The sequence below is a fragment of the Sphingobacterium cavernae genome (genome assembly GCF_008520265.1).
GTDB lineage: Bacteria > Bacteroidota > Bacteroidia > Sphingobacteriales > Sphingobacteriaceae > Sphingobacterium > Sphingobacterium cavernae.
The window spans coordinates 62,892-83,713 of sequence record NZ_VIQM01000065.1; the positions used below are offsets into that span (position 1 = coordinate 62,892).

The following is a 20,822-nucleotide window of genomic DNA, read 5'->3' on the forward strand; positions in this document are numbered from 1 at the left end:
TCGCATAATTTTTATTTCTATATTTACTCTACTAATTCAGAAACATTATGAAAAAGATACTTATAACATGCTATATTGTTTTAATAGCATTCTTTGCACAGGCACAATCAACTGATATTTTGGGTAAGTGGATGACCATTGATGACGAGTCGGGGCAGGCTAAATCTGTTGTGGAGATATTCAAGAAATCGGATGGAAAATATTATGGAAAGATAGTAAAGTTGTTACAAAAACCAGAAAATGAAAATTGTGTCAACTGTAAAGATGATCGCAAAAACAAACCTCTTTTAGGATTAGAGATTATCCGCGGATTGAAAAAAGACGGCAACGAATATACAGCAGGCAATATCACTGATCCAAAATCTGGAAAAACGTATAAATGTACGATCACGCGAGACGGCGACAAATTGAATGTACGCGGTTATATGGGATTTTCACTTATAGGAAGAACCCAAACTTGGACAGCTACAAAATAAACAAACACACTATTAATAACTAGGGATAGGCGGCAATTTCATCTTGTCGCCTTCTTTATTTTAAATCACACAAACGATTTCACAAAATTCAAGTATGTAAATATGCTATCTTTGTTTTAGTAGTTCATACTTAATCTCATATACTATGTATAAAACATTAAAGCCGGCGCTAGAAAAAGAGTTGGCCGCTATCAAAGAAGCTGGATTATATAAAGAAGAGCGCATTATCACAACACCGCAAGGTGCTGACATCAAAGTTAGTACAGGGCAAGAAGTGATTAATTTTTGTGCTAACAATTACTTAGGATTGTCTTCACACCCTCAAGTGATTGAGGCTGCGAAAAAAGCAATCGATACACACGGATATGGAATGTCATCGGTACGTTTTATCTGTGGTACACAAGATATTCACAAAGAGCTAGAAGCAAAGCTATCTAAATTCTTAGGCACTGAAGATACGATTTTATATGCTGCTGCATTTGATGCCAATGGTGGTGTATTTGAGCCATTATTAGGTGCAGAAGACGCTATTATCTCTGACGAGTTAAATCACGCTTCGATTATCGATGGCGTACGTTTGTGTAAAGCACAGCGTTTCCGCTATAAAAACTGCGATATGGCAGATTTGGAAGCACAATTACAAGCTGCTGCTGGCGCAAGACATAGGATCATCGTGACAGATGGTGCATTTTCAATGGATGGATCAGTAGCTCCTTTGGATAAAATTTGTGATTTGGCAGATAAGTACGATGCTTTAGTAATGATCGACGAGTCGCACTGTTCTGGTTTTATTGGTAAGACAGGTCGTGGTACACACGAATTATTTGATGTTATAGATCGTGTTGATATCATTACGGGAACTTTGGGCAAAGCATTAGGTGGTGCTTCAGGAGGATTTACTTCTGGCAGAAAAGAAATCATCGATATGTTGCGTCAGCGCTCTCGTCCTTATTTATTCTCCAATACCTTGGCTCCAGCTATCGCAGGTGCTTCTGTTGCGGTATTGGATATGTTGAGTGAAACGACTGAACTTCGCGATAAGTTGGAGTCAAACACGAAATATTTCCGTGAGAAAATGACGGAGGCGGGATTTGATATCCAACCTGGTTTTCACCCTATCGTACCTGTAATGTTGTACGATGCCAAGTTAGCACAAGAATTTGCGGCTAAAATGTTGGAAGAAGGAATTTACGTTATTGGCTTCTACTACCCTGTAGTTCCCCAAGGTAAAGCGCGTATCCGCACTCAAATATCTGCGGGCCACGACATCGCACATTTGGATAAGGCTATAGCTGCATTTACCAAAGTGGGTAAAGAGCTGGGTGTGATTAAATAAAAATATCTCTAATTTTATACTATATAAGAGATTCAGCAAATCTGAATCTCTTATTTTTTGTTCTCTTGTAGCAATTACCTATATTCATTCGTTATGGTTTTAACCAAAAAACTTGATTAATGAATAAAGCTATCAATACTGCCATATTAGCGGCAATGTTCACCTTAGTAATCGCTACTTCTTGTAAAAAGTCCACTGAAATTTTTGAAGAAAAATCTTTAGATTTCTCTGCTCAAGAGAAGGAAATTGCAAAAGCTAGCAATGAATTTACCTTGAAAGCTTATGGATTCCTAAGTAATGATTTAAAACCTAATGAAAATCTATTTTATTCAGGCGTAAGTATGAGTTCGGTATTGTCTATGACAGCAAATGGTGCTGCCGGTAATACGTATGAACAAATGTATAAGGCATTAAATTTTGATAAATTTTCTGAAGACCAAATAAATAACTATCAATATAAATTGCTAACTACCTTACCATTTATTAGCAATTCCACGAAGTTAAACATAGCTTACGGAATATGGCATACTCCCGATCTCAATATACTACCCACCTTTAAGAGTACGGTTACGGAAGATTATAAATCAAGAATAGCCGCGTTGGATTACAACAAAGCGGATGAAACCTTAAAGGATATTAATGGATTTATTGGCCGAAAAACCGAGCAAATGATTCCAGAATTCTTTCCAAATCTTCCTGCCGGAATGAAAATGCTTCTTGTAAATGCTATTTATTTCAAAGGCGAATGGGATAAAAAATTTGATAAAGGAAAAACGAAGAAAGATACTTTTTATCTTCAAGCTGGGAATACAGTTCAAACTGACTTTATGGAAATTACCCATAGTTTTGAAATGGCCACAACAACTTCATATCAAGCGGTGAAGCTTCCTTATAAAGACAAGAAACTTGAAATGATAATAGTTAAGCCTTCATCAAATTCGACATTAAAAACATTGCAAGAAAAATTCACTAGAAATGAAGCTGTTCAAGAAATGGATAACCAATTCAAAGATGCCTCTCTTATTCTCTCAATGCCAAAATTTAAATTTGAATATGAAATCGATTTAAATAAAATGTTACAACAATTTGGTATGGCTGATGCATTCTATAATGTGGCTGACTATAATGTGGCTGATTTTTCAAGGATGGCAGATAATAAACGACTTTTTATAGATAAAGTAAGACAAAAGGCAGTGATTGATGTGCATGAAGCAGGATCAGAAGCAGCAGCAGTTACGGTAGTAGAAATGACTTATAGTTCGATTAGTTCAAGTGTCCCAACAAGAATTAAATACGACGAACCTTTCATCTTCTTATTACGTGAAGCTTCATCTGGACTCATTTTATTTATGGGGCAATACAATAAGCCTGATTAATCTCTTTGAATTAACCAAAGTAGGAGATGAGTCGGGTGCCACTTAATATAAGTATTACTAAAGTAATAGGGGTCATAATTTCTTAATGGCCCCTTTATATAGTTTGTGTTAAATAATGTTTGAAAGTGTCCTAATTCAACTTTTCCACTCCACTACGTTTATCTTTGGAAATAGCTTTATTTACAGAAAACAGCCCTGATTTAACTTTATCAACCTTAATGATTGGCTTGACATAGATAAGCTTATCTTTTTGTTTTTCCATCGTGGCAGTAGTTAAAAGTGATTTCAAAAACAAAATATACCCCACATTATCAATCAATTAAATAACTATGAATAGGTATTCTAATGCATTCAGTGTAACATTTATATCTTATTAAGCTAGATTATAAAATATTATTACCTGTTGGCTCGGTTCAATTAAGCCCAAAAATTCAATAATCTAATGAGACATAATGCAATAGGTTAAAAAAAACCATAAATTTTCTATTCTCTTTTAGTATCTTTGCACCTCAAATTATTTTATAATACATTATCGCTCAATGCAAAATATCAGAAACATCGCGATTATCGCGCACGTTGACCACGGTAAGACTACCTTAGTAGATAAAATCTTACACTTCACCAATCAATTCAGAGAGAATGAAAATTCAGGTGAATTAATCCTTGACAATAATGATTTGGAGCGTGAACGAGGTATCACAATCGTTTCAAAAAACGTATCTGTTAAATATAAAGATGTAAAAATCAACATTATTGACACTCCTGGTCACGCCGATTTTGGTGGTGAGGTAGAACGTGTGTTGAAAATGGCTGATGGTGTTGTACTTTTAGTAGATGCTTTTGAGGGACCAATGCCTCAAACTCGTTTCGTAACAGGTAAAGCATTAGGCTTAGGTATCAAACCAATCGTAGTGGTAAATAAAGTTGATAAAGAAAACTGTCGTCCTGATGAAGTGTACGAAAATGTATTCGATTTATTCTTCAATTTAGGTGCTACAGAAGAGCAATTAGATTTCCCTGTATTATACGGTTCATCAAAACAAGGATGGATGTCTACAGATTGGAAACAACCTACTACTGACTTTACGTCATTGTTAGACGCTATTATAGAGCACATTCCTGCTCCTAAAATATCAGAAGGTACATTACAGATGCAAGTGACATCTTTGGACTACTCTACTTTCGTAGGACGTATCGCTATTGGTCGTGTAGCTCGTGGAGTAATCAAAGAAAACCAACCTGTTTCATTAGTAAAACGTGATGGCAAAGTTGTAAAATCTCGTGTTAAAGAATTACAAATTTTCGAAGGTTTAGGCCGTATGAAAGTTTCAGAAGTTCACGCAGGTGACATCTGTGCTGTAGTGGGAATCGAAGGTTTTGATATTGGCGATACTATCGCTGATTTCGAAAATCCTGAGCAATTAGAGGTTATCTCTATTGATGAGCCGACGATGAACATGTTGTTCACCATCAACAATTCACCTTTCTTTGGTAAAGAAGGTAAATTAGTGACTTCACGTAATATCTATGACCGTTTACAAAAAGAATTAGAGAAAAACTTAGCATTACGCGTAGTTCCAACTGAATCTCCTGATGCTTGGTTAGTATATGGTCGTGGTATCCTTCACTTATCGGTATTGATCGAGACTATGCGTCGTGAAGGTTACGAATTGCAAGTAGGTCAACCTCAAGTAATCTTAAAAGAAATTGATGGTCAAAAATGTGAGCCTATCGAGGAATTAGTTGTTGATGTACCGGGTGATGTGGCTGGTAAAGTAATCGAATTGGTAACGCAACGTAAAGGTGAGTTATTAATTATGGAATCTAAAGGTGAAATGCAACACTTAGAGTTCTCGATTCCTTCTCGTGGTATTATCGGCTTACGTAACAACGTATTGACTGCTACTGCTGGTGAAGCTGTAATGGCGCACCGTCTAAAAGGTTATGAGCCTTGGAAAGGAACAATCCCTGGACGTTTACATGGTGTATTGATCTCTTTAGATACAGGATCTACTACAGCTTACTCTATCGATAAATTACAAGACCGTGGTAAATTCTTTGTTGATCCAGGAGTAGAAATTTATGAAGGACAAATCTTAGGCGAGCACATTCGTGATAACGATTTAACAATCAACGTAACTAAAGGTAAGCAATTAACAAATATGCGTGCTTCTGGTTCAGATGACAATACACGTATTGCACCAGCGATCAAATTCTCACTTGAAGAATGTATGGAATATATCCAAGCTGACGAATACATCGAGGTAACTCCGCAATCAATCCGTTTACGTAAAATTCACTTAACAGAGAATGAGCGCAAAGTGAATGCTAAAAAATACCAATAATATTGGAATCATACTATAAACAAAGCCTCGAATCAGTGATTCGAGGCTTTGTTATTTTATAGAAAACCATTAAAAATTATTTTGACCTTTCTTCTGCTGCAAAGTATGTTTCCTCTTCAGCTTTGTATATTTTGAATTGTACTTGATATTCTTCAGGTACGTAAATTACAATCGGCAATTTCCCATTATAACGAACCATTTCGGGCTGCGCAGTTACAAAAAGATTTCTTTTTGCGGCATCAGGACAACCGATCATAGTGGAAGTAACTTGACCATTTGTTTTGAATACATAATAGTTGTATCCCCAACCTTGCAAATCTTTTGTCTCCAAAGAACCTTGCAGATTAAAATAATTACAGCCATCCACTTCCATCCATTTACCAACTGAAAATTCGATTTTCTTCTGGTCATCTTTATCCGAATGTGGCACTTCTATAATGACTTTCTTATAACCTGCTTCTGGTTTTGGAAATATGGACAAATCTTGTTTTGTAATCACTTGTTGAGCCATTGCTTGAATTGATAATGCTATAAAGGCTACTAATAAACCTAAAATTTTAATTCTATTTTGTTTCATAATAACATGCTTTTACTATAAGACGATAATAAAACATAAAGGGTTACAGCAGAAAACGAAAATTAGTTGTTATTAACACTATTTAACAAAAGAAGCGCTAACATGGAACATGCTAACGCTTCTTATATACTAGTAATAACTTATTCTGTAGCCTTCAAAAACGACTCTTTACCGCCTACAATTGGTAAGCTAATGCTTGTTCCATTTAAGTCTATTGTAATCTCTGTTCCAGCTTTTGGCCATAACGTAAATTCTTTATCACTTGAGAAAAGCATTAAACCAATTTGCTTGCCAGCTGGTATAATTTGATCATCGGGTTGTAAATCAAATTTCAAGTCATAGAATTTATCCGGCTTTAAAGGAATTCCTTTGGTAATTGACTTATAATTTTGTGGATCCGCCCATCCGCGTGTAATGATGTTATCTGTTATTTTGGATTTTTCATCAGCCGACCAAGGTAGTGCGACCAACCACACAGAGAAATTCGCAGCAGGTTTACTTGCGGCTAGTTTAACTGATACACTAGCAATACCTGAAATATGTAAATCTTGTTTTAGTACAGGACTTACGTATAATAAACGATTTTCAGATTCTTTAGCCGTTGCCAAATCTTTACCCGAAGAAGAGACATCATCTACCAATACTTCTTTGCTTTTAGTTGTTGATTTCACCAATTGCAATGTTCCTGCTGTGTTCCCTCCCTTACCCAAATACAGCTTGACATCTGTAGCTGTAGGGTTAGGATAATCTGCATAAGATGTAGGCTTATTTTGTTTGTCATTTTCACGTACAATCCAAGATTTTGGGTCTTTCTCCACTCCATTTTCAATATTAAAAAGAAAACGTGTAAACCACTTGTTCATCATTGCGTGAGGTGGCTCACCTCCATGTCCACCTTGATGATAATATATTTGCACAGGTAATCCTTTTGCTCTTGCTTCATTGTAAATACGATAACTATGCTCGGGCATTACATTCCAATCGTTGAAACCGTGCGCCATTAACAAGGCAGCCTTAAAGTTTTTCATCGCATTCAAATAGTCACGACCCGCCCAAAAAGCATTATAATCCCCACTTGTTCTATCTATACCATTCAATATTTCGCCATCGCGATACGTCTTATTATTATAAGCTCTCTTTTCTTCTGCCCCACTATGAATAAAATCGTACAATACATCGACGTCCTCGCCTAAATAACCACCTGGACTACGCACCAAACCATTGGAACGGTAATAATGGTAGTAAGAAGTATTTGGCGCAACTGGAATTATCGCCTTCAATCCTTCCACTCCGGTAGTCGCAGCAGCTATTGGAAGCGTGCCGTTGTAGGAAGTTCCGGTCATTCCGACATTGCCCGTACTCCAAAATGCATTTATTTTCTCTTCTCCATCAGGGGTTGTATAGCCATTATCTTTACCGGAAAGCCATTCAATGACAGCTTTGGGCGCTAAGGATTCATTAATACCGCCTACTGTTGGTGAACCTTGTGATAGACCTGTACCCGGAGAAGAAGAATGTACAACGATAAATCCACGAGGAACCCATGTCCCAATTAAAGTATTTGAAATAATAGGTCTTTTACCTGTTCGCACTACATTTGGATGCGCACGAGGTTTAGGTGGTTGTGCGCCAAGTTCATGATTTACGTCCCACATGATGCCGTCTATATCATCTGCTACACCTGCATAATACGGACTAGTTTCGTAGATAACAGGCAATTTCAATTCCTTGTTTTCTGTTTGATAAGGACGTGTAACACTCACATGCATACGGTCAAGTTTTCCATCACCATCCGTATCAAATGTAGTTTCTACCCACAAGTCTTGGCGTATCCATTTCTTCGCATCCTGAAAAGCAGGTACAATTTGCGCTTGACCATCTTTGAAAAAAGGAGCTGCGCTCGTTGAATCTTGTGTTGCCTGTGCAAAAGATGATAGACCGAAAACGGTGAATAGAAGCAGTAAGTAGATTGATTTGGAATGTATTTTTATCATAGATTATGTTTTATGACTATTTGTCAAATTTCTCGATATGTTTGCCATAGAATTACTAACCGAAGTAAAGGAAATTAATTGTTCGTCACAATGAATTTGTAAAATAATTTTTAAGCCTTATTTTTATTAATTTAGCTTAATGGCAAAATCAAAATCAGCATATTTCTGTCAATCTTGTGGAAATGAATCCCCGAAATGGCTTGGACAATGTCCATCGTGCAAACAGTGGAACACTTTTGTAGAAGAAGTAGTTGCTCCAGCGTCTTCGCGCGTGCCCGAATGGCGTAGTACGACAACCATCGGCTCACCAAAAAGACAAAACAAAGCGGCCATCATTCACGAAATTGTCTACAGTGAAGAGCAGCGCATCATCACACCAGACAAAGAATTTAACCGTGTATTGGGAGGTGGAATTGTTCCGGGTTCTTTGGTTTTGATTGGCGGAGAGCCGGGCATTGGTAAATCCACATTGATGTTGCAATTGGCTCTTTCTATACCACAGATTAAGGTGTTATATATTTCTGGAGAAGAGAGCGAACAACAAATTAAAATGCGTGCAGAACGTCTTTCCCAACATTCGAAAGCAAACTGCTATATCTTAACAGAAACTTCAACGCAAAATATATTCAAACAAGCGGAAGTAGTTGAACCGAATTTGGTTGTGATTGACTCTATCCAAACTTTGCATTCCCAAAAAATAGAATCTGCACCAGGATCTGTTTCGCAAGTACGTGAATGTACTGCGGAATTATTACGCTATGCCAAAGAAAGTAATGTTCCTGTATTTATTGTAGGACACATTACGAAAGATGGTTCTATCGCTGGTCCAAAAGTGTTGGAACATATGGTGGATACGGTACTGCAATTTGAAGGTGATCGTCACCACGTGTACCGCATCTTACGTGCGGTTAAAAATCGTTTTGGCTCGTCATCCGAATTGGGAATCTATGAAATGCAAGGTTCGGGATTGCGTGAGGTTTCGAATCCTTCGGAAATAATGATTTCGCAACGCGACGAACCAACAAGTGGTGTGGCTATTGCAACCATGCTCGAAGGCATTCGTCCATTGATGATAGAAGTACAGGCTTTGGTCGGAAATTCTGCCTTTGGCACGCCACAGCGTAGTTCTACAGGCTTTGATACCAAAAGATTGAATATGCTCCTAGCTGTATTAGAAAAACGTTTTGGTTTCCGTCTAAGTGCACAAGATGTATTTTTGAATATCACCGGAGGTCTACGTGTAGAAGATCCTGCAATTGATTTGGCTGTCATCGCAGCAATTATATCCTCACAACAGGACATCGCTTTGCCAACAAATATTACTTTTGCAGGAGAAGTAGGTTTATCCGGTGAAATACGTGCTGTAAATCGCATCGAACAACGTATCGCAGAAGCCGAGAAATTAGGTTTTGAAGGGATTTTTATTCCAAAGCATAATACCAAAGGACTTGACGCTAAGAAATACAATATCGCCATCCGCCCTGTAGCAAAATTAGAAGATATTTTTAGGACGTTATTTGGGTAGGTTGCACGACCTCTTAAGATAATCGTCAGAGGAACGAAGTAATCTTAATTTTTAAGATTAACCAACATTTCGAACAATGGGAGAAATCTAAATCCTTACTATTAATCAATACTAATTTTAGATTTCTCCTCCCCCTAGTCGAATCACGAAAAAATCTATTGCTGTATAACTAATTCGCAGATACAGTTTTACTAATACGTCCTCCTATTCAAAAAACTCTATATATTTAGCAGTATATCAACATATTGAATAAGCAACTTTAAAATTGTTGCGTATATTTAAATGTTAGGCGATATATGATCCAAACTCCCGTCCACAAATGAATAAGATAGAATTTTACTCCAATAAAAAGAAAGCACTTTTATTACTAATAGGTTCCTTAATTTTTGTAATACTTGGTATCTACCTTTTTCTAAATGCTGAAAATATGGCTAGCTACAGAGTCAGAAATCCTCTGTTCATAAAAATTTCAGGAATTACATCAGTTTTATTTTTTGGCTTTGGTGTTTTTGTGTCAATAAAACAGTTATTAAAAAATAAATTAATGCTAATAATTGATGAAAATGGAGTAAATGTGAACCCTAAAAAAAACGAATATATAAAATGGAGTGATATTGAAGGATTTGAAGAAATAAAAATCAATAGCGTAAAAATAATTATTATTCAAATCAATAATGCAGAGGAATATATTAAGAAAGAAGACAACAAGCTGAGAAAAAAACTGATGAGATTTAATCTTGAAAATTATAGTTCACCTTATAATATTTCTGTTGCAACAATGAATACAAATTATAATCAACTATTAAGAACTCTAAACGAAAACCTTATAAAAAACAAAAACTGCCACCAACATCTGTAACTGTTGAACAACTCCCTAAAAGCCTACAAATCAAAATACTTAACCTCGCTTAAATTCTTTAATCGGGGTATTTCCGGCTTCCATTACATAAAAAAGCTTTACCCTGATATATCGGATAAAGCGTTTTATATTATCAATTCCTGCTTGTATTATTTCAATATTTCTTCAAGTTTCTTTCTCAGATCATCGCCATGCAAGTTACGCGCCACAATAATTCCGTTTGGATCAACTAGGACATTCTGTGGAATAGCCTTTATACCATACACACCAGCCGCGCCATTGTTCCAATGTTGCAAGTCAGAAATATGCTTCCAAGTCAATTTATCATCTTCAATGGCTTTTTTCCACGCATTGATGTCTTTGTCAAAAGAAACACCTAATATTTCAAAGTTTTTGTGTTTAAAGTCATTGTAAATCGCCACTAATTTAGGATTCTCTTCACGACATGGAGGACACCAGGAAGCCCAAAAATCAACCAATACATACTTACCTTTTAGATCTTGTAGCGAATAAACGTTTCCTGCAGGGGCAAATTGTGTAATTCCTGGAGCTTTTTTCCCTACAGAAGAATTTTCCAATGCTTTCAAGTATCGATCAAATATCTTTCCTTGTAAAGATTTTCGAACTGATTTATCCACTTTTTTAAAATACGTACGCATTTCTTTGTAATCTGGATTGTACGTATCCAAACGTTGAATAACTTGAAGGACATTAGGGTCTTTTGGATTTTCCAAAATCTGCTTAATCTTTTCTTCTTTTGTCTGCGCAAAAATTAATGCAGGAAAAACTAGAGCTATTATAAATAGTATTTTTTTCATTCCAGTGAGATTTATTGTTCAAATATAAAATAATCTACTACTTTAGTATAGTTATAAAATTAAAAATGACACAAAGTTTTCAAAGCAATTTTAAATCTAAGCTACCCCATTCGACAGTAAGTATTTTTTCACGAATGTCGCTCCTCGCGCAACAGCATCAAGCTATTAATCTTTCGCAAGGATTTCCAGATTTTGACATTGATCCAAAATTGACAACACTTGTGACTCAATATATGCAGAAAGGGTTTAATCAATATGCGCCCATGCCGGGAACTATTGAGCTCCGAAAAGCGATTAGCGAGAAATACAACCATTACTACCAAATAGCGCTAGATCCGAACGATGAAATTACCATTACAGCTGGAGGAACGGAAGGATTGTATTCGGTGATTGGGACATTGATTCATCCAGGCGATGAAGTCATTATTTTCGAGCCTGCTTATGATTCGTATAGTCCAAGTATACAATCTTTTGGCGGAAAAGTAATTCCAATCGAACTCCATGCGCCTGATTTTGCTATTGATTGGAATTATGTGAAATCAAAAATCACGGAACGCACGAAGTTAATTATTATAAACAACCCCAATAATCCAACAGGAAGAATTTTAGCTAAGGAAGATATATCCGCACTAGAGAATATCGTTGAAGAAACTGGCGTTTTTGTATTGAGTGATGAAGTCTATGAGCATATTGTTTTTGATGGGAACAAGCATATTTCTATTTTAGAATCTACTATTTTACGTCAGAATGGTTTTGTGGTCGCTTCCTTTGGGAAAGTATTGCATGCTACAGGTTGGAAAATGGGCTATGTCGTGGCAAATCCATTTTTGACAGCAGAGTTTCGGAAAATCCATCAGTTCAATGTTTTTTCTGTCAATACCCCTATTCAATTTGCGGTAGCAGATTATTTGAGTACTATTGATTATTATCAATCGTTGACTCCATTATTTCAACAAAAGAGAGATTTTGTCCTAAATAAATTAAGTTCTAGTCCCTTTAAGGTTTTGCCTTGTGAAGGAACATATTTTTTATTGGTGGATTATAGTGCGATAGCACAAGAAAAAGAGCTTGACTTTGCAGAAAAGCTTACTAAAGAGTTCAAAATAGCGACAATTCCTGTATCTGCGTTCTACAGTAATGAGGTTAACCAAAATTTACTCCGAATATGCTTTGCAAAAAAGGAGGAGACTCTTAATCAGGCGTTACAAAACTTGCTAAGCCTATAAATTGCGCAACGGTTTGACTTTTTATTTTATTTAGTAAATAATAAATATTTAGCTTTTTATTTATTAACAAGGGCTTTTTATTGCTAAATTTGCAATTCACGATTTATCATATATATACCTCATAAATGGCAAGATTAAATTTATTAGAGGAAACACGTTTTGAAAAAGTACCGGTTACGGTATTCCCAAATCAAGACGTTGCTTCGATTCAAGTTGCAAATCGTATTGCCTCTATCATTAAAGAGAAGCAAGCTAAGGGCGAGACTGCTGTATTAGGGTTAGCTACAGGTGCGACACCCATTAAAGTGTACAAAGAATTAGTTCGTCTTCACAAAGAAGAAGGTTTGAGCTTCAAAAACGTTGTAACTTTCAACTTGGACGAATACTATCCAATGCAACCTACAGCTGCGCAAAGCTATGTTACTTTCATGAATAAAAATTTGTTTGACCACGTGGATATTCCACGCGAAAACATCAATATTCCTGATGGAACTTTAAACGAGGACGAAGTACAAGCCTTCTGCGAAGCATACGAGCAAAAAATCACAAATTTAGGCGGATTAGATATTCAGATTTTGGGTATTGGTCGTACAGGCCACATCGGTTTCAATGAGCCGGGATCTGCTCCAAACTCCGGTACGCGTATCGTTACTTTGGATGATTTGACACGTCGTGATGCCTCACATGATTTTGGAGGTAAAGAAAATGTGCCTACAAAAGCGATCACAATGGGCGTTGGTACGATTTTCAAAGCTAGAGAGATTATCTTAATGGCTTGGAACGAGAAGAAAGCTGAAATCGTTAAGAAAGCGGTAGAAGGCGAAATCTCTTCAGATATTCCAGCGACTTTCCTTCAACTTTCTGATCATGTAGAGTTTATCTTGGACGAAGGTGCTGCTTGCTTGTTGACACGTTTTGACACACCTTGGTTAGCGCATGATGTAGAATGGACGGATTCATTAATCAAAAAAGCGGTAGTATGGTTGTCATTAAAATTGAACAAAGCAATTTTAAAATTAACTGACGACGATTATAACAACAATGGTATGGCAAGTCTTTCGACAACGAAAGGTCCTGCTTACAGCATCAATATACGTATTTTCAACGAATTACAACGTACGATCACAGGCTGGCCAGGTGGTAAACCAGGGGTAGATGATTCAAATCGTCCAGAGCGTGCAGAACCAGCGCGCAAAAATGCGATTTTGTTCTCACCACACCCTGATGATGACGTAATTTCAATGGGTGGTACATTCATCCGTTTAGCGGATCAAGGTCACAATGTACACGTAGCTTACCAAACTTCAGGTAATAATGCGGTATGGGATGATGATGCTAGAAGATTCTTAGAATTTGCGACAGATATTACAAAAGAATTAGGCGAAGATACTTCTAAATTGGAAGAGTTATATAAAGAGTCTAATGCATATTTTGCGAAGAAACAACCGAAGGAAATCGATCCAGATATCATTCGCAAAGTAAAAGCATTCATTCGTAAAGGTGAAGCTATAGCGGGATCTCGTTTTGTTGGTTTACCTGACGAAAATATTCATTTCCAAGATTTACCTTTCTACGATCGTCAAAAATTCTCGAAGGATGTATCGTTTGAGGATGACATCCAACAAACAATGGAATTGATGCGTCAAGTAAAACCGCATCAAGTATTTGCTGCTGGTGACTTCCACGATCCACACGGCACGCACAAAGTTTGTTTCGATATTATATTAGAAGCATTGACAAGATTACGTGCTACGGAAGAATGGGCTAAAGATTGTTGGTTGTGGTTGTACCGTGGTGCATGGTACGAATTCCCTATCCACGAGATCGAAATGGCAGTTCCACTTTCTCCACAAGAGGTTAAGCGCAAGCGTTTAGCAATCTTCAAACACCAATCACAAAAAGATCTACCTGTATTCCCTGGTGATGATCCACGTGAGTTCTGGGTGAGAGCAGAAGATAGAACAACGTACACTGCAGGTTTGTACCACCAATTGGGTCTTGCAGATTACGAAGCTATCGAAGCTTTTGTAAGATGGAAATTTGATTAATCAATTACAAATATTTTAAACGCCATCCCGAGGGATGGCGTTTTGCATTTATGGTATATGTGTAAGTCTGAAATACATAAGTTTTTTCGGATTATTAAACTTTTTATCGGATTGTTTATTTTTTGATTTCATTCAGCGAACTAGTTTTGCTCTCAATTTAGAATTAGTTTAATTAAAGATGAAAACAAAAATATATTTTGCTTTGCTGATTGTCATGAGTATAGGCGCTGTTGCACATGCCCAGACAACTGTAAAAGGTAAATTAGTAGACCACCAAGGAAATGGAATTTCGAATGTAAATATTTCGGTAGCGAATGCCAGAACAACCTCAAACAGCACAGGTCATTTTCAATTATACGTTCCACAAAATGGTCATTTTACCCTAACTGTATCAGGTGTTGGTTACCGTAATGATAGCTTGCGCGTATCGCCCAAAGGCAGTGAAACAAATTTGCAGCCTTTCGTGGTGCATAAAGCGCACAATGAAATTGATCAAGTTGAAATACGTGGCTACAATTCAGTAAACAATAAAAAAGTTGGTGTTGCCAAATCAGGAATTACAGACAAAGACTTGCCTCAATCCGTACAAATCATTAACAAGCAAGTAATTCGCGATCAACAAATAAACACGCTCGGAGATGCATTAAGAAATGCAAATGGTATAGCCTTGGGCGCGAATCGCGGTGGTGTTGGAGAAAACTTTTTTTCTAGAGGCTATAGTCTGGGTGGAAATAATATTTTCAAAAACGGTGCACGAACCAATAATGGCGGACAAATCGAAGCCAGTACATTAGAATCAGTTGAGATACTAAAAGGTTCTGCCGCACTATTATATGGCAGCGTGACAGGCGGTGCTGTTGTCAATTTGGTTACCAAGAAACCAAAATTTGAATTAGGTGGTGAAGTTTCCATGCGCTATGGATCTTGGGACACCTATAAGCCTACGCTGGATATTTATGGACCACTATCAGAAAAGATAGCATTCCGATTTGTAGGTACTGGAAGTACAGCCAATAGCTATAGAGATGTAGTAAAATCTGATAGAATCTATGTAAATCCATCTGTATTATATAAGATTTCGGATCAAACCGAATTAAATTTCAATTTTGATTACCTGAAATCAAATTACACCCCTGACTTTGGTATTGGCTCAGTTGAAGGAAAAATCAATGATCAAGTCGGTCGTGAAACGTTTTTAAATGTGAATGGTGCTTTCAATAACACCAATTCTACGAATGGTCAGGTAGCTTTGGATCATAATTTCAATGAAAATTGGAAATTGTCAGCAATAGCTAGTATACAAAACTACAACCGCAATTATTATGGTTCGGATAGATTACAGGCTAATGCACAAGGTCTAGCTCCTAGAGCTGTAAGCCGCAGTGCCACAGAAGAATTTACTAAGAATCAACAATTAAACTTGACGGGTAATTTCATTACGGGAGTTGTCAAACATCAATTACTTTTTGGGGCAGATGCTGATCAAGCTTCGACCAAAGCATATGCTTATAATATATACGCCGATCCTTCTAAACCCAATACACCAACCACAGCATATGATAATATTAATGTCTTTGATAAATCTACTACACGATCTGATATCCCCGAATGGTCTAACAATACTTGGACTAAAACAGATGTATTCAGGTATGGAGCATTTGCGCAGGATTTAATTTCCTTGACAGAAAAATTTAAAGTATTAGCGGGTATTCGCTATACTTACCAAAGAACACCTTATTCGGAGAAATACACCTATAAGACTGGAGTGAGTGAAACTGTAGTAAATAAAGACGCTAAAGGAAATGAAGTCGGTGCAAAAATTGACAAAGCGTGGTCTCCTAAATTTGCATTGATTTATCAGCCGATAACTACATCAACTGTATATGTTAGTTATGCGAATAATTTCACATCGAATAGTGGTTACGACATCAATTACCAACCATTAGCGCCTTCTATTATCGATCACTATGAAGCTGGGATCAAAAACGATTTCTTTAAAGGACATCTAACAGCTAATCTGACAGCCTATAGAATTAATAACAACAATTTCACGCAGATGGCTATTTTGGATGCTAACGGTTCTACAAATGGAGATACTAACATGAAAGAATTCTCGGGTAAAACCTCATCTGACGGCGTGGAACTTGACATAACAGGACAATTATTGCCAGGATTAGATATTATGGCAGGATACGCATACAACTTTATGCGCTATACAGAAACTTTGGACATTATTAAGTTTAAGAATGCTGATGGCAAAGATGCCGAAACTTCAGGTAATGCGGTAGGTGATCGACTTGTAGGAACAACTGCACATACAGGAAATACAACGCTATTCTATACCATGCAAAATGGTAGTCTTAAAGGCTTAAAAATTGGTGCTTCGGCATTTTACACAGGCAAGCGTAATGCAGGCTGGAATAATTCGAAAATCAATGTTCGTGATGGCGTGAATAGACTAATTCCAGTCGATCCATTTACGACGTTTGATTTATCGGTAGGTTATACCGCAAAAAGATTCAGCATTCTAGCAAAAATGGCTAATGTAACGGATGAATTGAGTTATTACATACATGAAAATTATTCAGTAAATCCAATTCCTCCCCGCAACTTTATGACAACAATAAGCTACAAGTTTTAAAATATCCATATAAACGCATAAAAGCCATTCTCATTGAATGGCTTTTATGCGTTTAATAGTTTCTTTGTTTACAACATACCCATATAGCTCCCAATTTCCGTTATTACGTGTTGTACGCCTTCTTGCGCAACTAGAAAAGAATAACGAAGAGAATTGGGGATAAAGCCGAAATATTTTTTGAAAGCTGTGGTAAAGTGGGTAGAATGTTTATAGCCTGTCATACGCGCCACATCCACGACTCTATACTCTCCTGTCATAATTAATTCCTTGGCGTGTTCCATCTTCCGCTCGGTAATGTAATTCATGACCGTCTTCCCAAAATGTTGCTTAAAATATTTCTTCAAATACTGCTCATTCGTTCCGACTAATCGAGCTAACTCGGCAATGGTATGATTCTTTGATAAATCTTTATCAATAATCGATTTGACCTGAATTATTTTATCGTAATGATTTTTATTTAAAATTACTTCGCGCTTATCATTCTCGGCATACAGACCTTCAATTTGGTGTACCAAAGCTTCAATCATTAATGCCTGTATACGAAGATTATTCAATTGGTGATCTCTCTTTGCTAAATCCAAAATCTGATTGATAGCCAAAGCAATACGATTATCGCTTTTGGTTAAAAGTCCATTCTCAAAGCGATGTCTCTCCGTTTCGAACTTATGCTGAAAATCTCTTAACAGACTCTTAGGGACAAAAAGAGCGATTGCAACATTATTGCCGTACGTATTTTTCCATTCCACCGAATCCCCTATTTGTATAGGATGAAGTATATTTTCTCCTCCACGAATGACATACGAATTGTCTTTAACAAAATATGGTGAAATGCAAGGAGACGAACTTGAAGGAAATAATATATTCAAAAAACCATCGACAGGACTCGCAATAATTGAAGAGGACAATTCATCAAAAATGACATAATGCAACTCAATATGAAAAGAATTCAGTGAAATCTCCGATTCTAGTTTACTTAATGGATCGACTATTTCTGATTGTGAAGCATTTTTTCCCGATTTCGTCATTTTATTATTTAGAATAATTCTAGATTTGTAGCTTAATATTTATTTAGACTGGTTCTAAAGAATATCAAAATTAATATATTAATCCGAATAAATGAAAATCTTTTATCTGTTAATCGTTTTTACTTTAATTAATATAACCGCATTTGCGCAACAAACTTTTTCTGTGAAAGGCAAAGTGCACAAAGAAAACGGAGAAGTTGTTTCACATGTAACTATAAAATTAGATGGAACAAACTTTACTGCAATTACAGACGCAAACGGTCTTTATGAATTCAAAAATGTCCCTGCTGGGAAATATAATGTGTTGATTTCATCCATAGAAATTGAGAGCAAAGTATTGCAGTTAAATGTCAATAAAAATTATCCCGATTTACATATTCATATCGACGAAAAAGGAGGATTTTCAATCGATGAAGTTCGCATTGAACGCAAAACCGCTAAAAAAGAAATTGAAACATCGGGTTTTGCCGTCTCTGTCATCGAAACAAAAGAAGCTTCATTAAGAAACTTAACAACCAATGAATTATTGGACCGTGCTGTAGGTGTGCGTGTTCGTCAAAATGGAGGTGAAGGATCTCCGATTGAGTACAATTTAAACGGTATGTCCGGTAGCACAATAGGTATATTTTTAGATGGGTTGGAAATATCCACATATGGTTCTTCTTTTAATCTTAACAATATTCCTCCAGCGATGATTGAGCGTATTGAAGTATACAAAGGCGTGTTGCCATCTCATCTATCGGGTAACTATATTGGAGGAGCAATAAATGTAGTGATGAGAAAAGACGCTTCTTCCAATAACATTACAGCTGCGGTTTCTTATGGCTCATTCAACACCTATCGCGCTGATGTATCAGGAATGTATCGCAATCAAAAATCTGGATTTACAACTCGCTTATCGGGATTTTATAGTCATTCGGACAATAACTATGAGATGTGGGGTAAATTCTCCAAATACACCACTTCAGGAGGAAATACCATCAGATATAATAAAACCCGTAGACCAAATGACAAATTTGAAACAGTAGGTGGACGCTTTGAATTTGGATTTACAGATGTCAAATGGGCAGATCAATTCTTTGTGGGTTACAACATTTCGGACTCTTACAAAGATATACCGCATGGACTTACAATGACTCGTGCTTACAAAGGGCGCTTTAATGAATATCAAGCGCACGTATTAAATTTAAATTATAATAAAAAGAATCTTTTTGTTGACGGTTTATCGTTGAATGTAAATGCTGCAAGAAGTTATCGGAATACCTACTTACAAGATACTGTTAGCCAAAAGTATAACTGGGCTCGTGAAGGCAGTAATTCTTATGAATTAGAATTGATGCTTGCTCCCCCTAATAGTCAGGGTGAAGTTCTTCCTTATCCACATGAAATAAGTCGAGGTCAACAAGGTGAAGCTGTGATTTCAGATATTGACCGTACAATCACCAACATACGATCGAATCTTGCATATACCCTATTTTCAGGACATCGTCTTTCACTTAACCACAAATACGAATCAACTACTCGTGATGACAAGGATTTAATAATACCAGAGCGGAATAAATGGATTACCCAAAACGATGTAAACAACAATATTTTCGCTGTAAATTATGAAGCCGAAACATTTAACGGAAGATTAAGAACCAATTTCTTTGGAAAATATGGCATATATAATACGGTTCAAAACATTCCAGTAAGCGAGACGAATGGTGAAATGATTTACACAAATAAAAAGACAACACGTGATAATAGCGGGTTTGGAGGAACAGCTTCATATGAAGCACTTAAAAATGCTTTTTTGATTGTCTCAGCAGAAAAATCATTTATCATGCCTACGGAACGTCATATATATGGGTCACCAGAAGAAAACTTATTGCCAAATGAAAACATCTTACCTGAGTTAGCAATTAATTACAATTTGGGAACTAGATATGCTATATCTAACTGGGAAAAACATAAATTATCCATCTATGGAAACTTCTTTTGGAGAAATGGTTACGATAAAATAATCCAACAAACAAGAACAGAAGAAGTGTTACCAGGTCGTGAAAATCAAATAGAAGATATTCAAGTTACCCAATTCGTCAATTTACAGAAAACGCAGGCAATTGGATTTGAAGCAGAACTAAATTATATATACAATAATAAGTTAAATGCCAACTTCAACATATCTAAGTTCAATTCCTTATTCAAAGTAAAAAATGATGATTGGGGTAATCCACATGCGCTTTATAATCTACAAGTACCTAATGAGCCATTCTTCACAATGAATGCGAACGTACAATACCGCATTAACAATCTAATACAAAAAAAGTCCGTTGTAAATGTTTATTACAATATGGGATATGTCGCTCCATTTAAGACAATATGGTTTGATTCAGATTGGTTTACAACGCCTACACAATTTACACATGATATCGGTATAAATTACAGGGTACCAAAATCAAATATTGTCGTGAGTCTGGATAGCAAAAACATTTTTAATTCTGAAGTATACGACAACTTTGGCGTTCAAAAACCAGGAAGAGCATTTTATGTAAAATTAAACTATACTATAAATAATTTTAAATAATATAAAT

General features: G+C 36.4%; 15 protein-coding genes. 10 read left to right on the plus strand and 5 right to left on the minus strand.

Going from position 1 to position 20,822, the window contains the following annotated elements; genetic code table 11:
* The first annotated feature begins 47 nt into the window (after positions 1-47).
* The 3 genes from FLS47_RS12760 (at position 48) to FLS47_RS12770 (ending at position 3,188) form a co-directional block, all read left to right on the plus strand.
* The gene (locus tag FLS47_RS12760; protein ID WP_149914754.1) at positions 48-476 is read left to right on the plus strand and encodes a DUF2147 domain-containing protein; all 429 of its coding nucleotides are present in this window, start codon (positions 48-50) and stop codon (positions 474-476) included.
* A gap of 145 nt (positions 477-621) precedes the next feature.
* Complete coding sequence (gene kbl, locus FLS47_RS12765) at positions 622-1,812, plus strand: glycine C-acetyltransferase (protein WP_149914755.1); 1,191 nt, start codon at positions 622-624, stop codon at positions 1,810-1,812.
* Positions 1,813-1,931: 119 nt separating this feature from the next.
* Complete coding sequence (locus FLS47_RS12770; RefSeq protein WP_149914756.1) at positions 1,932-3,188, plus strand: serpin family protein; 1,257 nt, start codon at positions 1,932-1,934, stop codon at positions 3,186-3,188.
* Between the two features lie 130 nt (positions 3,189-3,318).
* Here FLS47_RS12770 and FLS47_RS18815 read toward each other — a convergent pair whose 3' ends face one another.
* Entirely contained in the window at positions 3,319-3,450 is a 132-nt protein-coding gene (locus tag FLS47_RS18815) for a hypothetical protein (protein WP_262713879.1), read from the minus strand.
* 277 nt (positions 3,451-3,727) lie between these two features.
* Here FLS47_RS18815 and typA point away from each other — a divergent pair, with 277 nt between their 5' ends.
* Positions 3,728-5,533, plus strand: coding sequence for a translational GTPase TypA (gene typA, locus FLS47_RS12775; RefSeq protein ID WP_149914757.1), 1,806 nt, complete (start codon positions 3,728-3,730; stop codon positions 5,531-5,533).
* 76 nt (positions 5,534-5,609) lie between these two features.
* On the opposite strand, the gene FLS47_RS12780 is transcribed toward typA, so the two are convergent.
* The gene (locus tag FLS47_RS12780) at positions 5,610-6,110 is read right to left on the minus strand and encodes an ecotin (RefSeq protein ID WP_149914758.1); all 501 of its coding nucleotides are present in this window, start codon (positions 6,108-6,110) and stop codon (positions 5,610-5,612) included.
* A gap of 140 nt (positions 6,111-6,250) precedes the next feature.
* Positions 6,251-8,104, minus strand: a complete 1,854-nt coding sequence (locus FLS47_RS12785; RefSeq protein ID WP_149914759.1) for a Xaa-Pro dipeptidyl-peptidase — start codon at positions 8,102-8,104, stop codon at positions 6,251-6,253.
* A 139-nt stretch (positions 8,105-8,243) separates the two neighbouring features.
* Between FLS47_RS12785 and radA the strand changes: the two genes are divergently transcribed.
* Both radA and FLS47_RS12795 read left to right on the plus strand, forming a co-directional pair.
* Positions 8,244-9,629 carry a DNA repair protein RadA gene (gene radA / locus FLS47_RS12790; RefSeq protein WP_149914760.1) on the plus strand — a complete coding sequence of 462 codons (1,386 nt, stop codon included), beginning with the start codon at positions 8,244-8,246 and terminating at the stop codon, positions 9,627-9,629.
* Between the two features lie 319 nt (positions 9,630-9,948).
* The gene (locus FLS47_RS12795) at positions 9,949-10,488 is read left to right on the plus strand and encodes an STM3941 family protein (protein ID WP_149914761.1); all 540 of its coding nucleotides are present in this window, start codon (positions 9,949-9,951) and stop codon (positions 10,486-10,488) included.
* Between the two features lie 149 nt (positions 10,489-10,637).
* On the opposite strand, the gene FLS47_RS12800 is transcribed toward FLS47_RS12795, so the two are convergent.
* On the minus strand, positions 10,638-11,306 hold the full coding sequence (locus FLS47_RS12800) for a TlpA family protein disulfide reductase (protein ID WP_149914762.1): 669 nt from the start codon (positions 11,304-11,306) through the stop codon (positions 10,638-10,640).
* A gap of 65 nt (positions 11,307-11,371) precedes the next feature.
* Between FLS47_RS12800 and FLS47_RS12805 the strand changes: the two genes are divergently transcribed.
* The 3 genes from FLS47_RS12805 (at position 11,372) to FLS47_RS12815 (ending at position 17,221) form a co-directional block, all read left to right on the plus strand.
* Positions 11,372-12,532 (plus strand): methionine aminotransferase, encoded by a 1,161-nt coding sequence (locus FLS47_RS12805; RefSeq protein ID WP_149914763.1) that lies wholly within the window; start codon positions 11,372-11,374, stop codon positions 12,530-12,532.
* 125 nt (positions 12,533-12,657) lie between these two features.
* Positions 12,658-14,580, plus strand: a complete 1,923-nt coding sequence (gene nagB / locus FLS47_RS12810) for a glucosamine-6-phosphate deaminase (RefSeq protein WP_149914764.1) — start codon at positions 12,658-12,660, stop codon at positions 14,578-14,580.
* Positions 14,581-14,758: 178 nt separating this feature from the next.
* Positions 14,759-17,221, plus strand: a complete 2,463-nt coding sequence (locus FLS47_RS12815; RefSeq protein WP_149914765.1) for a TonB-dependent siderophore receptor — start codon at positions 14,759-14,761, stop codon at positions 17,219-17,221.
* A 68-nt stretch (positions 17,222-17,289) separates the two neighbouring features.
* Here FLS47_RS12815 and FLS47_RS12820 read toward each other — a convergent pair whose 3' ends face one another.
* On the minus strand, positions 17,290-18,246 hold the full coding sequence (locus FLS47_RS12820; RefSeq protein WP_149914766.1) for a helix-turn-helix transcriptional regulator: 957 nt from the start codon (positions 18,244-18,246) through the stop codon (positions 17,290-17,292).
* Positions 18,247-18,337: 91 nt separating this feature from the next.
* Between FLS47_RS12820 and FLS47_RS12825 the strand changes: the two genes are divergently transcribed.
* Positions 18,338-20,815 carry a TonB-dependent receptor gene (locus tag FLS47_RS12825; protein ID WP_149914767.1) on the plus strand — a complete coding sequence of 826 codons (2,478 nt, stop codon included), beginning with the start codon at positions 18,338-18,340 and terminating at the stop codon, positions 20,813-20,815.
* Positions 20,816-20,822: the final 7 nt, after the last annotated feature.